Source organism: Isoptericola sp. NPDC019482, from assembly GCF_040632295.1.
In the GTDB taxonomy this organism is placed as follows: Bacteria; Actinomycetota; Actinomycetes; order Actinomycetales; family Cellulomonadaceae; genus Isoptericola.
Map to the genome: position 1 here is coordinate 52,125 of NZ_JBEYBQ010000009.1, position 13,622 is coordinate 65,746.

The 13,622-nt window shown below is 74.2% G+C and carries 11 protein-coding genes; 5 read left to right on the plus strand and 6 right to left on the minus strand.

Translation table 11 applies throughout. The features are described from left to right. The first annotated feature begins 106 nt into the window (after window positions 1-106). Window positions 107-1,588: a DUF2809 domain-containing protein gene (locus ABZ493_RS08735; protein WP_430581776.1), complete on the plus strand. Its 1,482-nt coding sequence runs from the start codon at window positions 107-109 to the stop codon at window positions 1,586-1,588. Window positions 1,589-1,619: 31 nt separating this feature from the next. On the opposite strand, the gene ABZ493_RS08740 is transcribed toward ABZ493_RS08735, so the two are convergent. Continuing rightward, on the minus strand, window positions 1,620-2,342 hold the full coding sequence (locus ABZ493_RS08740) for a peptidase E (protein WP_430581777.1): 723 nt from the start codon (window positions 2,340-2,342) through the stop codon (window positions 1,620-1,622). Window positions 2,343-2,424: 82 nt separating this feature from the next. On the opposite strand from ABZ493_RS08740, the gene ABZ493_RS08745 reads away from it, so the two are divergent. From ABZ493_RS08745 to ABZ493_RS08760, 4 genes are read left to right on the plus strand one after another with little or no spacing between them, the layout of a single operon-like run. Further along, entirely contained in the window at window positions 2,425-3,330 is a 906-nt protein-coding gene (locus tag ABZ493_RS08745; protein ID WP_430581778.1) for a neutral zinc metallopeptidase, read from the plus strand. A gap of 46 nt (window positions 3,331-3,376) precedes the next feature. Next, a complete protein-coding gene (locus ABZ493_RS08750) occupies window positions 3,377-4,288 on the plus strand; it encodes an ATP-grasp domain-containing protein (RefSeq protein WP_430581779.1) in 912 nt (303 codons plus the stop codon). Further along, window positions 4,285-5,559 carry a glycosyltransferase family 2 protein gene (locus tag ABZ493_RS08755; protein WP_430581780.1) on the plus strand — a complete coding sequence of 425 codons (1,275 nt, stop codon included), beginning with the start codon at window positions 4,285-4,287 and terminating at the stop codon, window positions 5,557-5,559. The genes ABZ493_RS08750 and ABZ493_RS08755 overlap by 4 nt, the downstream gene beginning before the upstream one ends. 11 nt (window positions 5,560-5,570) lie before the next feature. Beyond that, entirely contained in the window at window positions 5,571-6,731 is a 1,161-nt protein-coding gene (locus tag ABZ493_RS08760; RefSeq protein WP_430581781.1) for a hypothetical protein, read from the plus strand. On the opposite strand, the gene ABZ493_RS08765 is transcribed toward ABZ493_RS08760, so the two are convergent. The 5 genes from ABZ493_RS08765 to ABZ493_RS08785 form a co-directional block, all read right to left on the minus strand. Beyond that, complete coding sequence (locus ABZ493_RS08765) at window positions 6,709-8,442, minus strand: ATP-binding protein (protein WP_430581782.1); 1,734 nt, start codon at window positions 8,440-8,442, stop codon at window positions 6,709-6,711. The genes ABZ493_RS08760 and ABZ493_RS08765 overlap by 23 nt on opposite strands. A gap of 44 nt (window positions 8,443-8,486) precedes the next feature. After that, entirely contained in the window at window positions 8,487-9,560 is a 1,074-nt protein-coding gene (locus ABZ493_RS08770; RefSeq protein ID WP_430581783.1) for a PIG-L family deacetylase, read from the minus strand. A 104-nt stretch (window positions 9,561-9,664) separates the two neighbouring features. Beyond that, on the minus strand, window positions 9,665-10,291 hold the full coding sequence (locus ABZ493_RS08775) for an FAD-binding protein (RefSeq protein WP_430581784.1): 627 nt from the start codon (window positions 10,289-10,291) through the stop codon (window positions 9,665-9,667). A 31-nt stretch (window positions 10,292-10,322) separates the two neighbouring features. Continuing rightward, window positions 10,323-12,122, minus strand: coding sequence for a beta-galactosidase family protein (locus tag ABZ493_RS08780; protein WP_430581785.1), 1,800 nt, complete (start codon window positions 12,120-12,122; stop codon window positions 10,323-10,325). A gap of 106 nt (window positions 12,123-12,228) precedes the next feature. Beyond that, the gene (locus ABZ493_RS08785) at window positions 12,229-13,575 is read right to left on the minus strand and encodes an extracellular solute-binding protein (protein WP_430581786.1); all 1,347 of its coding nucleotides are present in this window, start codon (window positions 13,573-13,575) and stop codon (window positions 12,229-12,231) included. Window positions 13,576-13,622 lie beyond the last annotated feature (47 nt).

The window sequence follows — 13,622 nt, forward strand, 5'->3', positions numbered from 1 at the left end:
GGGTGTCCTTCGACAGAGGGTGGGAGGCCCCCCGAGTCTAGTGCTCCCGGCGTCCGGCCCACGACGACCTAGGTCACACTCCCGCCGCTCTCGGTAAGGTTCGCGCGTGACCCGCGCCCCTCGCCCGACGACGGCCGGCCTCGCCGTCGTCGTGGTCCTCGCCGGCCTCGGCGGCCGCGCCCTGCTCCCGCCCGCCGTCGGCGGGCCGCTCGGGGACGCCCTCTTCGCGACCCTCGTCGTCCTGCTCGTCGCGTTCCTCGTCCCGCGCACGCGCCCCGTGATCGCGGCCGTCGTCGGGCTCGTCGTGTGCGCCGGCATCGAGGCGGCGTGGCTGACCGACGTCCCCGGCCAGGTGGTCGAGCGTTTTCCCTTCGCACGCTTCGTGCTCGGCACGGCGTTCACGCCCGCCGACCTGGCCTGGTACGCCGCGGGGGCGGTGGCCGGCGGGCTGCTGCTCGCCCTGGTCCGGCCCCGGGCGCGCGGGGTGGACCACTCGTTGCGGCACGTGCGTGCAGCGACCGGGGCACGACGACGGGGCGCGCGCGTCGCGGTCCCCGTGGTGCTGGTCGTCGCGCTCGCCGCGGGCGGCGCAGCCCTGGCCTGGGTGCTGCGCTCCGAGACCCAGGAGCTCTCCGCGCGCGTCGTCGTCGCGCAGGACGCGCTCGACGGCTCCGCCGACCGGGTGGCCGACGCCGGCGTCCGCGACGACCTCGCCGCGACGATCGACGAGGCCCGCGCCCTGATCGACGCCACGCCGGTGCTGGACCGGATGCCCGGCGACGCCCCCGCGCTCGGCACGCGGCTCGACGACGACGTCGAGGCGGTGCAGGCCTCGCGCCTCGCCTTCGCCCGCACGCAGGCCGCCGACGCGCGCGACGCTCTCGCCCCGGTGGCGCGCCGCGCCGACCGCGTGCTGGCCGCGACCGACGAGCTCGCCGAGAGCGGGCAGGACGCCGGCGAGAGGGTGCGCGCCTCGTCCCGCGACGCGCTCGGCACCGCGGACGAGCTGACCGCCGAGACCCAGGACGACCGGATCGCCACGGCGTCGTTCACGGAGCTCGAGTCCGCCGCGGCGGACCTGGCCGCGCTGCGCGACAACCTCGCCGACGCGACCACGGACCTCATGACGGCGCAGGACGCCGTCGTCTGCCCCGAGCCCGACCAGGTGTGGTTCCCGGAGGCCGGGAAGATCTCCGCGAAGAAGCTCGCACCGATCCCGTGGGCGCCGCAGTACTCCGTGCGCGCCGACGTCCTGGACGGGCTGGTGGCGCTCGACGCCGCCTACCGTGCCGAGTTCGGCCAGCACCTGACGGTGAACTCCGCCTACCGCAGCTACGAGCAGCAGGTCGACGTCTACAACCCGGACGACCCCAACCCGCTGGCCGCCCCGCCCGGCTGCTCCAACCACGGCCTGGGCACCGCCGTCGACCTCTCCATGGGGCCGCAGGGCTTCGACGGCGAGCGCTACGCCTGGCTCAAGGAGCACGCCGAGGAGCACGGCTGGACCCACCCGGGCTGGGCCGAGCCCGACGGCCGGCTGCCCGAGCCGTGGCACTGGCAGTCGGTCGAGACGCCGACGGAGTACTGACGCCTCACCGACAACGCCCGGCCACGCCCCGTCAGGTCCCGGGGAGCCGGCGCACGTCGAACGGCACCTCCCGCGCGCCGTCACCGTCGCGCTCGACGCGCAGGACGGGGCGGTCGGGCCGCTCGCTCACGGCCTCGACGGGCACCCCGTCGACGAAACGGAGCGCGGCGTACTCGTCCACCGCGTAGCCGGCGGGCAGCGCCCCGGAGGCCACCCAGCCGAGGTACGCCTCCCGCCGGTCGGCCTCGCCCAGGTAGTGCGGGCAGGCGCTGCCGGGCAGGAAGCCCAGCCCGTCGTCGAGCGGCGCGAGCGGGCCGAAGGAGTCGGTCGAGGAGGACTCGAACCAGCAGTTCATCCCCGCGCTGATGCCGGCGAGGACCGTCCCCGCGGCCGCGGCCTCGGCGAGGATGCCGGGCAGCCCGTGCCGCCGCCAGACCACCAGCAGGTTCGCCGTCGAGCCCCCGCCGACGTACACGACGTCCTGCTCGAGCAGCAGCGTCGGGTCGGCGTAACCCCACGGCTCGTGGCAGAACAGCGAGAGCACCGACGTCCGGGCCCGACCGGCGAACGCCTCCTCGAAGCGGTGGGCGTACCCGTTGTCGTCGCCGCTCGCGGTGGGCACGAAGCAGACTTTCGGCGTGTCCTTGCCGGTGAGGTCGAGCAGGTGGTCGTCGATCGCGGAGGAGCCGTCGTCGGACATCGAGAACCCGCCGCCGCCGAGGGCGAGCACCGTACCGGTCACCGTGGAGAGCATGGCTGCACCCTACGGAGCGGGCGGCCACGGGCGCCCGCCCTTTCCCGCGCGACCACCCCCGCCCCGACCTAGCGTGGCGAGCGTGACCTTCAACGAGGGCGGCGAGTTCGAGGGGGGCCGGGTCCGCAAGGGGGCGGGCCGGCGCCGCGGAGCGGTCGTCGGCGGCGGCATCGGCGCGATCGTCGTCGCGCTGCTGGCGGTGTTCCTCGGCGGCGGCGACCTGGGCCAGCTCACGGGGGCGCTGGGCGGCGCCGTGCAGGACGCCGCGGCGCCCGCCGGCGACGGGCAGGAGCAGTTCGTCGAGGACTGCACCGCCGAGCAGGCGAACACCGACCGCGAGTGCCGCCTGTCGGCCACCGTGCAGTCGCTCGACGCCTACTGGGAACGCGTGCTGCCCGAGCAGGCCGGGGTGGAGTACGCGCTGCCGCCGGTCGAGAGCTTCTCCGGGTCGACGACGACGGGCTGCGGGGCCGCGACCAGCGCGACGGGGCCGTTCTACTGCCCGCCGGACCAGACGGTGTACGTCGACGTCTCGTTCTTCGACCAGCTCACCACCCAGTTCGGCGCCGAGGGCGGGCCGCTGGCGGAGGAGTACGTCGTGGCGCACGAGGTGGGCCACCACGTGGAGCAGCTCGTCGGCGCGATGGACGCCGCCGACCGCAGCGGCAGCGGGCCCGAGTCCGACTCCGTGCGCATCGAGCTCATGGCCGACTGCCTCGCCGGCATGTGGGCGGGGTCCGCCGCGACCGAGATCGACCCCGACACGGGCGTGACGTTCCTCGACCCGATCACCCCCGCCGAGCTGCGCCAGGCGCTCGGCGCCGCCGCCGCGGTCGGCGACGACCGCATCCAGCAGCAGGCCACCGGCCAGGTCAGCCCGGAGGGCTTCACCCACGGCACCTCCGAGCAGCGGGTGCGGTGGTTCACCGTCGGTTACGAGGGCGGCACCCTGGACGACTGCGACACCCTGGTCGCACGGAGCCTCTGAGGGTTTCCCGGCTGCACCCCCGCGGGGCGGAACCTACGATCCGAACATGGAGGATGCGTCGGCCCGGCACACGATCCTCGTGACGGGTGCGGCCGGACCCGCGGGGCGCACCCTGGGCACGCAGCTCGCCCGCCGTGCCGACGCGGCCCGACGACGCGTCGTGGGCGTCGACCTCTCCCCGGTCCCGCTCCCGGGCTTCGACACCGTCGAGAAGGTGCCCGCCGCCGTCGATCCCGCCTACGACGCCGCGACGATCGAGCTCCTGGTCCGGCACCGTCCGCGTCTCGTCGTGCCGACGGTGTCCGACGAGCTGCCCCGCCTGGCCGTGCTGGCCCGCGCTGCCGGGCTGGGGGACGCCGTCGTGCTGTCACCGCCGGGCCCCACCGCCGTCGCCGACGACAAGCTCCTCACCATGTGGGCCCTGGACCGCCGGGGCGTGGCCGTGCCGCGCCACGCCCCCGCGGACGCGCTCGGCTCGGCCGCGGAGGCGCTGGCGTGGGCCGGGGGTCCCGTGGTGGTCAAGCCCCGCGTCTCCCGCGGCGGCCGCGGGGTGCGCGTCGTCGAGGACCCGCGCGACCCCGGGTGGTCCTCTCTCGATGCCTCGTGGATCGTGCAGGAGTTCGCCCCCGGCACGGAGTACAGCCCGCAGGTCTACCGCTCCCCCGCCGACGGCGCCTGCGTGGTCGTGCTCCTGGAGAAGACCGGGCGCAAGCAGGGGCGGGTCGGCAACGCCACCGCCGTGGACCGCCTCCCGGCCGGGGCCGTGGACGACGTCGCAAGGCTCGCCGCCCGGACCGCCGAGGCGCTCGAGCTCGTGGGCCCGCTGGACATGGACGTCCGACGGCTCGCCGACGGCACCCCCGTGGTGCTCGAGGTCAACGCCCGGTTCGGCGCGGTCTCCGCCGGGGCACCCGAGCTGCTGGACTCCGTCCTCGACGAGTGGCCGGGCCGGGCATGACGGCGGTCCTCGCTGCGCTCGTCGTCGTGCTCGGCCTCTCGCTGCTGGTCGTGGGCGTGGTGCGTCTCGCGTTCGTCCCGGCGGCTCTCGTCTTCGAGGCACGGCGCCGGCGCGACGACCCCGGGCCCGCCGGCTGCGGGCCGGAGTTCCCCGAGGCACCGCTGGTGTCCGTCGTCGTGCCCGCGTTCGACGAGTCCGTGGTCATCGAGAACTGCGTGCGCTCCGTGCTGCGCAGCGAGCACCCCGCGCTGGAGGTGGTCTGCGTCGACGACGGCTCGACCGACGACACGTTCGCCCGGATGCAGCGGCTCGCCGTCGAGCACCCTCAGGTGCGGGCACGGCGCCAGGAGAACTCGGGCAAGGGCGAAGCGCTCAACACCGGGATCGCTGTCGCGCGCGGCGACGTGCTCGTGCTCGTCGACGCAGACGGGCTCTTCCGCCCCGACACCGTGACGCGCCTCCTGCGCGGCTTTCGCGACCCGCGGGTGGGCGCCGTCTGCGGCAACGACCGACCGGTCAACCTCGACCGGGTCCTCACGCGGCTGCTCGCGCTGATCAGCCACGTCGGGACGGGGCTGATGCGTCGGGCCCTCGACGTGCTGGGCTGTCTGCCGATCGTGTCGGGGAACGTCGGCGCGTTCCGTCGGGACGTGCTCGAGCAGGTCGGCCCCCTGCGCACCGACACGCTCGGCGAGGACCTCGAGCTGACCTGGCGGGTGCACCGCGCGGGCTTCCGCGTGACGTTCGCGCCCGACGCGCTCGTGTACGCCGAGTCGCCGTCCACCGTGCGCGGGCTCTGGCGCCAGCGCGTGCGGTGGGCGCGGGGCCTGCTCCAGGTGACGGCGATGCACCGGGACATGGTCGGCAACCCCCGGTACGGGACCTTCGGGCCGTACCTGGTGTTCAACACGGCCGCCCAGGTCGTCGCACCGTTCGTCCAGGTCCTCGCCCTAGTCGTGCTCGTGGTGCTCGTCGCGGTCGACGGCACCGCATGGCTGCCGGCCGACTGGTGGGGCTGGGTGCTGCTCCTCGGCATCCCGCTGTCGGTGGCGCTGCTGCTCCTGGCGGTGCTGCTCGACCGGGCGCCCGGAGACCTCCGGCAGCTGTGGACCCTTCCCCTGTGGCCGGTCTACTCGCTGCTGATGACCTTCGTCCTGCTCGACGCGGCACGCCTCGAGCTCGGGAACGCGGAGAACCGATGGAACAAGCTGGACCGGAGCGGGACGGTGTCGGTGCGCGGCCTCGTCGACGACGATGGCCATGGCTCCTGACGGTCGTCGTCGTGCTGGTCGCCGCCGTCGGCGCGGCACTCCTCGTCGCGCGCCCGTGGGAGGACGTGCCGCCGACCATGAGACCCGCTGTCGCCCCCGTGGAGGAGCACTCCGTCAGCGTCGACTTCGGCATCGTGACCGACCCCGGCACGGACTGGGCCGCGATCGACCGGCACCTCGACGCCGTCGGTGCCACCGGCGTCGACCTCAACGCGGGCCGGGTCGAGTTCACGGCGTTCGACTGGCCTGCCCACCCCGAGGTCGCGGCCGAGCCCGGCACCGACCACCTGTCGCGTGCGGCCCGCGCGCTCCACGAGACCGCCGACGGCACGGCGCGCGAGATCGGGCTCATCGTGGACGCGTACGTTCCCGAGTGGATCAAGGCAGACCCGTCGATCGCCGGCGTCTCCGCCGACGGCCGTCGCTCCCCGTACCGGGCGTCGGCCTCTGAGCTGGCCACGGGCGAGGTGGGCGACCGGCTCGTCGAGTACGTCACCGATCTCGGTGAGCGCTACGACCCCAGCCGGATCGCCGTCACCGAGCTCTTCCTCAACCACTACAGCTTCGGCGACGACGACCTCGCCCTCTACCGCGAGATGACGGGGGCCGACGACTGGCCACGGGACGCCGACGGCCAGATCGACGACGACGCCCCGGAGCTGGGAACCTGGCGGTCGGAGGTGCTGGCCGGGCTGCTGGCCCGCATGCGTGCCGGCCTGGACGGGGTGCGCGAGGGCCGGGGCGAGCAGATCGAGCTCGCGATGGACGTCCGGGTGGACTGGGACGACCCGGCCGCCGGCGTGCCGTCCAGCGGGCACGACTACGAGATCCTCCTGGGGTCCGCCGACCGCCTGGTCGTGTGGGCCTACGTCGGTCCGCCGGACCGCACGCCCGCGGACGTCGAGAGGCTCACCGGCGCCCTGCAGACGGCCGGGTACGACATGTCCCGCTTCACGATGTCCGTCGGCCTGTGGGCCGGGTCGGCGGACGCGGACCCGCCCCGTGCGATCGCACCCGGCCTCATGGGCGAGACAGTCGAGGCGGCGGCCACCCACGGCATCACCGACGTCAATGTCACGCCGCTGTCGCACCTGTCCGACGCCCACTGGGCGATTCTGGGCGAGGTGTGGTCGGCGGACCCGTCGTCGGTCAGCCCTTCGCCGTCGGGGTGACACCGGGCAGCGGGACGTCGGGGAGCGTGACCTCCACCTCCGTGCCGCTGCCAGGCTCGCTGCGGAACGTCATCGTGCCCCCGTGGTCCTGCACGATCTGGTCCACGAGGGACAGGCCCAGGCCCACCCCGCGCACGCGGCGACGGCGGGTCTCCCGTGAGCGGTAGAAGCGTTCGGTGATGCGGCCCAGCTCGTCCGCCGCGATGCCCGCGCCGTCGTCAGCCACCACCAGGCGCGCGAGCCGGCTCCCGCCGGGGTCCGCCCCGGAGCGGACGGTGACGCGCACGTGGCCGCCCCGGTGGCTGTACTTCACGGCGTTGCTCAGCAGGTTGTCGACCACCTGCCCGAGGCGCACGGCGTCCGAGCGCAGGGGCACCCGCGCGTCGCCGTCGACGACCACGTCGACCCCCGCCGCCTCGGCCGTCGGGAGCTCGTTCGTGACGGCGTCGCGCACCACCTGGGCGACGTCGGTCTCGTCCACCGCGAGCGCATACCTCCCCGAGGCCATCTGCGCGCTGGTCAGCAGGTCGTCGACCAGCGACCGCAGCCGGCGGGCGTTGCGCTCGACGACCGCCAGGTAGCCCTGCTGCTCCTCGTCGAGCCGGTCGCCCTCGAGGCGCAGCAGGTCGAGGTAGCCCAGGATCGACGCGAGCGGGGTCCGCAGCTCGTGGCTCACGAGGCCGATGAACTCGTCCTGGGTGCGCTCCTCCTCGTACCGCGCGGTGACGTCGGTGACGACGACGAGGTACCCCTCGGGGAGCTCCGGCTCCCGGCCTCCGAGCGCGGGCCGCTCGGTCACGGTGAGCTCGACGTGCCGTCGGGTGCCGTCGGGCAGCACCGCCTCCCACTCGTCGACCTGGGTCTCCCCCGCCGCGGCACGACCGAGCACCGCGAGGTTCGCCGCGTGGGCCCACCGCTCCGACCCCGCCGACGCCAGCCGGTCGGCGAGCACGTCGGCGGCGACGACGCTCGAGACGTCGGCGCCGACCAGCTCGCGCTCCGGCCGCCCGAAGAGCCGCACGGCCCCGGGGTTGACGGAGACGATCCGGCCGGCGAAGTCCGTCGCGACGAAGCCCTGCTCCGTCGCGGCGTCCAGGATGCTCCGCAACGTGTCCCGGGAGTCGCGGAGCCGTTGCGCGCCCAGGGCGAGCTCGTCCCGGGCGTGGCCGAGCTGTCGGGCCTGACGACGCGCGACGCTGACGATCCCGTGGGCGCCGACCGCGACGAAACCGAGGATGAGGAGGTCGACGAACGCGTGCACCACGGGCGGCACGCGGCCCGGGACGTCGATCGGCCAGATCGCCGGCGCGAGCAGCACCACCGCGGCTCCGCCGAGCCCCACCACCATCCCCCAGACGCCGGGCTGCAGCGCCAGGCTCACCACCGGCATGAAGAGGAGCACGTCGAACGCGGTGAGGCTGTACCCCGAGCCGAGCTCGAGCATGCCGATCGCGAAGATCTGCACCAACGGCAGGAGGAGCTGCCAGGGCCTGGGCCACTGCTTCCACCGGCCCAGGCTGCCGACCGCCTGGACCAGCCCCACGAGCACTGTCGAGACGACGAGGAGGGCCGGGTTCGACGGCTCCGGAGTCCAGAGCGTGCTCTGTCCGGCCGGCCCCCAGATCAGGAAGGCGAGGACGACCGCGAACGCGACCGTGACGGGAAGCTGGCGCAGCCCCACGGCGTCGTCGGCGAACCACGCGTCGACCACGCGACGGTACGCTGCGTCCGCCCGCCGGACGAGCCGGCCGAGCATCAGGCGCCGCTCCCGTGCGCCGCCGCCTCCTGGCCGTCGACGGCGCCCGTCGCGCGCAGCGTGCTCGCGGTCGCGACCGTCTCGCTGGTCCGCACGGTCTCGAGCGGCTCGACCTCGCGTGCCGGGCTGAACCGGGCCCAGTAGCGGGCCGTCGCCCGGACGACGTCGGGCTGCATGTACTCCCGGTGCGCCTGGGACGCGTACGCGGCGAGCATCCGGAGCTTCGTCTCGACGAACCCGTCGACCGCCACGAACCGGTTCGGGGCGAACGCCACCGTCGCCGACGGACTCTGGAAGCACCAGAGGCTCGGCACCTGTCGCGCCCCGATCTGCACGGCGTCGTTCACCGCCCGGTGGTCCTGGTGCCGGTCATGAATGCTGTGGGTGTAGATCCGATGGGGCACGGCCTCCGCGACGACGTCCTCGATCGCGCCGATGAGGCCGTCGGCCGGGTCGAGCCTGGTGTCGGGGAAGTCGAGGTGCACCAGCCGCGCGCCCACCACCGCCGCGGCCGCCGCCGCCTCGTCGTGGCGGGCCGCCGCGGATCCCCCGACAGCCCCGCCCGAGAGCGTGAGGATGACGATCTCGTCCCCCGCCGCGGCGTGGGCGGCCAAGGTGCCGCCGACGCCGATCTCAACGTCGTCGGGGTGCGCGCCGATCGCGAGGACGCGTTGACGAGACTCGTCCCTCTCGCGTCGGGCGCGGTGGGCGAGCTCGGTCGCACGCTCCACGACCTGCGAGGCCGTCACGGGCTTCACGAGGAAGTCGTCGGCGGCCTCGCGCAGCGCCTCGACGGCACGGGACACCGTCGGGTACGCCGTGACGATCATGACCGGCAGCGTCGGATCGGTCGCGCGTACCTCGGGGATGATCTCCAGGCCGGAGCGCCCGGGCAGCTGGATGTCGCTGACGAGGACGTCGAACCGCCGCCGACGCAGCTCCGCCAGCGCCACCTCGGCGTCCCCCGCGACGACGACGTCCATGCCCCCGTAACGCTCGAGGGCGATGCGCAGGAACTCCGCGGCGTCGTGGTCGTCCTCGAGCACCAGCGCCCGGAAGCCCTCCCCCGCCAACGGTCCTCCTCGTCGCCGCGCCTGTCTCTGGCACGACCGTACGCGCCGCGCCCCTGCGGCGCGCGGGCACGTCGCGTGCACGTGGCCCGGTGGCGGTCATGGCGTCAGTCGCCGTCGCCCGCCATCTGCCGCGCGGCCCGCAGCCCGAACACGCACGCCGGCCCGATGGTCGAGCCCGGCCCGGGATACGTGCGTCCCATGACCGACGCGGAGGTGTTCCCCGCCGCGTAGAGCCCCTCGATCACGCTGCCGTCCTCCCGCAGGGTGCGGCCGTCGGCGTCGGTGACCACGCCCTCGGACTCGTTCGCGAACCGCTCGCCGCGCGCGTCCACCATGATCGAGAACGGCATCGACCGCTCCCCGACGATGAACGCCGGGGTGCCGCCGGGCGGCGCCTCGATCGACGCGCCCCACCACGCGTCGTCCATGAGCTCGAGGGCGGCGCCGGCGTCGCGCGCGATCTCGATGACGACGCGACCGTCGTCGACCACCAGGTCCTCCAGCGGCGAGGACAGCCACAAGGGCAGCTCGCGCTCGACGAGCAGCGTGCGCCCGAAGGACGTCATGAGCGCGTTCCCGATGACCACCAGCCGCTTCCCGGTCACGACCCCGCGGAGCGCGCGGAGCACGAACCGCGCCCCGCGCACGAAGCCGGACGGCGTGGACCACGCCCGGCCCAGCAGCCAGACGTCGTCCGTCTTGGCGGGCAGCGGTCGCTGGTCCTTCCGCACCCGGCCGGGCGTCAACGGGAGGCCGGAGCCCTCAGGCCTCCGTCGGGCCGAGGTCCGGGGCCGCGACGAACCGCGCGCGGGGCGCGGCGGCGCCGTGCAGCTCCAGGACCACGAGCTCGTTGCCCTCCGCGCGGACCAGCGGCCCGGGCACGAAGGTCGTGGCGGTGGGCCCTTGGCTCGAGTACCGGCCGAGCAGCTCGCCGTTGACCCAGGCGAGGCCGCGGCCCCAGCCGTCCAGGCGCAGGAAGTGGTCGGCGCCCGCGACGGAGTCGAACGTGCCGCGGTGCAGCGACGGCCCGGCGAGGGGCGTTCCGGCCTGGCCGGCGCCCGCCGTCCCCCAGTCGGCGTCGTCGAGGAGCGCCGGGGCGTCCTCGAGCCGCACGGGCACGGCCTCCCAGTCGGTGAGCTCACGGGTGGCCGTGCGCACCGTCCCGACGATCCCCTTGGGCTCGCCGATCCGGGGGCCGTAGTTGACGCGACCGCGGTCCTCGACGAGCAGTGTCAGCGTGCCGCCACGCCGCGGCAGCGGGAGCGACCAGGCGTGGGTGGTGCGGTCGAGCACGCCCACCGGGTCGCCGTCGAGCGCCACGAGCGCCCGGTCGCGGACCTCCTCGACCACCAGGACGGCGTCGTCCGCCTCGATCCGCGTGCCGTACAGCACGAAGCCGGACCACCGGCGCAGGTCGTCCATCGTCGGGGGCTGCGGAGACGAGGTGCGCGACGTCGGCCCGGCCAGCCGGTCCAGGACGCCGTCGAGCGGCACCCGCCGGTCGAGGACGACGTCGAGCTCGGGCGCCGGTCCGGGCTCGAGCGGCACCTCGTCGGGCACCGGCGCGTGCTTGGCGATCACCGCCCGCAGGGCGTGGAACTTCGCCGTGGGGGCGCCGTGCTCGGACAGCGGGGCGTCGTAGTCGTACGACGTGGTGATGGGCAGGTACGTGCCCTTGTCGTTGGCACCGTTGGTCAGCCCCAGGTTGGTGCCGCCGTGGAACATGTAGAGGTTGACGGAGGCGCCCGCGCCGAGCAGGTCGTCCAGGTCGGCCGCCGTGGTCTCCGGGGCGGTGACGTGGTGCTCGAGGCCCCAGGAGTCGAACCAGCCGTCCCAGAACTCCATGCACATCAGCGGCCCGGTGGGCTGGTGCCGGCGCAGCACGGCGAGGCGCTCCAGGGAGCGGGAGCCGAAGTTCGCCGTCTTGTGCAGCTCGGGCAGGCCGCCGCGCGCCAGGTGCTCGTCGTCGGCCTGGTCGGAGGTGAACAGCGGGACGTCGATGCCCTGGGCCCGGGTGAGGTCGACGAGCGCCCGCAGGTAGCGGACGCGCTCGTCCTCCGGCACGCCCGGGTAGGCGCCGTACTCGTTCTCCACCTGCACCATGAGCACGGGGCCGCCGCGCGTCACCTGCCGCTCGGCGACGACGGGCAGCAGATGCGCGTAGTACGTGCCGATGGCCTCCAGGAACGCCGGGTCGTGCCGCCGCACCCCGGCGCTCGCGCCCGACGACGAGAACAGCCAGGCGGGCAGCCCGCCGCCGTCCCACTCAGCGCAGATGTACGGCCCGGGGCGCACGATCGCGTGCAGCCCCTCCGCCGCGACCAGGTCCAGGAAGCGGCCCAGGTCCCGACGGCCGGTGAGGTCGAACCCGCCCGGCTCCGGCGCGTGGAAGTTCCACGGCACGTACGTCTCGATCGTGTTCAGCCCCATCAGCCGCGCCTTGCGGATCCGGTCCGCCCACTGGTCGGGGTGCACGCGGAAGTAGTGCAACGCGCCGCTGATCACCTGGACGGGGCGGCCGTCGAGCAGGAAGTCCCGCTCGCCGATCTCGAACGTGGGCATGGGGCGGAAACCTCTCCGGGTCGGTGGGGGCGGAGGTCGGGCACGTCCGTCCCTGGAGTGGGCCTTCCGGGGCCCGGAAGACCCACTCCAGGGGCGGACGTCGGGACTACTTGTTGACGGTGAAGCCCTGGCCGTTGCCGTACGTGGCGGACTGCTCCTGCCAGGTCGCGAGGCCGTCGGTCAGTGTGGTGCCGGAGACGTACGCCTGGCCGACCGTGTCGTTGAAGATCGAGTTCGCGTAGACCTGGAACGGCAGGTACTGCCAGCCCTCGACGACGTTGGCCGCGGAGTCCGCGAGCACCTCGTTGATCTTCTGGCCGCCGAAGTACTCGGACTCGGCACCGCGGAACTCGTCCGACTCGAGGTCGGCCGTGGTGGCGGGGAACGCGCCGCCGTCGAGGCGGGCCTGCACGCCGTCGCCGTGCGTGGCGTAGTCGACGAAGGCGTAGGCGAGCTCGGCGTTCTGGCTGGCGGCGGGCACGGTCAGCGACGAGCCGCCGTTCTCCGACGTGGCGTGCTGCCCGGCCTCCCACTGCGGCATCTCGGCGACGCGCCACTTGCCCTTGCCCTGCGGGACGCCGGACTCGAGGTTGGCGGGCATCCACGCGCCGATGGTCAGGGACGCGATCGTGCCGTTGCCGAGGCCCTGGTACCACTCGTCGCTCCAGGAGCCGACGGGGGCCAGCAGGTCCTCGTCGATGAGCTGCTGCCACACCTCGGCGAACTTCTGCGTGCCCTCGTCACCGGCGAAGTCGATCGTCACGTCGGTGCCGTCCACCTGGTACGGCTGGCCGCCGGCCTGCCAGATCATGCTGGTGGTGAAGCCGGCGTCGCCGATGTCGTTGGCGATGTAGGCCTTCGGGTCCTTCTCGTGGATGGTGCGGGCGGCCTCGAGGTACTCGTCCCACGTGGTCGGCACGTCGACGCCGTACTTCTCGAAGACCTCCTCGTTGTAGAAGAGGGCCATGGGGCCGGAGTCCATCGGCAGGCCGTAGACGCCCTCGCCGCTGTGCACCGAGTTCCAGGGGCCGGTGCTGAACGTGCCGTCCAGGTCGTCCGCGCCGAGCGGGCCGAGGTCGGCCAGTGCCTCGGAGATGGCGAACTGCGGCACGGCGTAGTACTCGACCTGCGCGACGTCGGGCACCCCGTCGCCGGCGGCGATCGCGTTCTGCAGAGCCGTGTACTGGTCGTTGCCCGTCCCGACGTTCTCCAGGTTCACCGTGACGTTCGGGTACTTCTCCTCGACGTCCTTCACGACCTGCTCGAGCGTGGGCTCCCACGCCCAGACGGTGATCTCGCCGCCCTTCTCCAGGACGGCGGCGGTGTCGACGGGCGCGGCGTCGCCGCCGCCGCCGGAGCCGCCGTCGTCGCCGGAGCCGCAGGCGGCCAGGCCGAGGGCGAGCACGCCGGCGAGGGCGGTACCGCGTGCCAGGTGGCGGGATCGTGCGTTCATGGGAGTCCTCACTTCATCGTCAGACGGGGATACGCGGGGAGGTTCGG

Coding starts and splice junctions, on each gene's coding strand:
- ABZ493_RS08780 (WP_430581785.1), bottom strand. CDS start 12,122: ATGCCCACGTTCGAGATCGGCGAGCGGGACTTCCTGCTCGACGGCCGC.
- ABZ493_RS08750 (WP_430581779.1), top strand. CDS start 3,377: ATGGAGGATGCGTCGGCCCGGCACACGATCCTCGTGACGGGTGCGGCC.
- ABZ493_RS08785 (WP_430581786.1), bottom strand. CDS start 13,575: ATGAACGCACGATCCCGCCACCTGGCACGCGGTACCGCCCTCGCCGGC.
- ABZ493_RS08740 (WP_430581777.1), bottom strand. CDS start 2,342: ATGCTCTCCACGGTGACCGGTACGGTGCTCGCCCTCGGCGGCGGCGGG.
- ABZ493_RS08755 (WP_430581780.1), top strand. CDS start 4,285: ATGACGGCGGTCCTCGCTGCGCTCGTCGTCGTGCTCGGCCTCTCGCTG.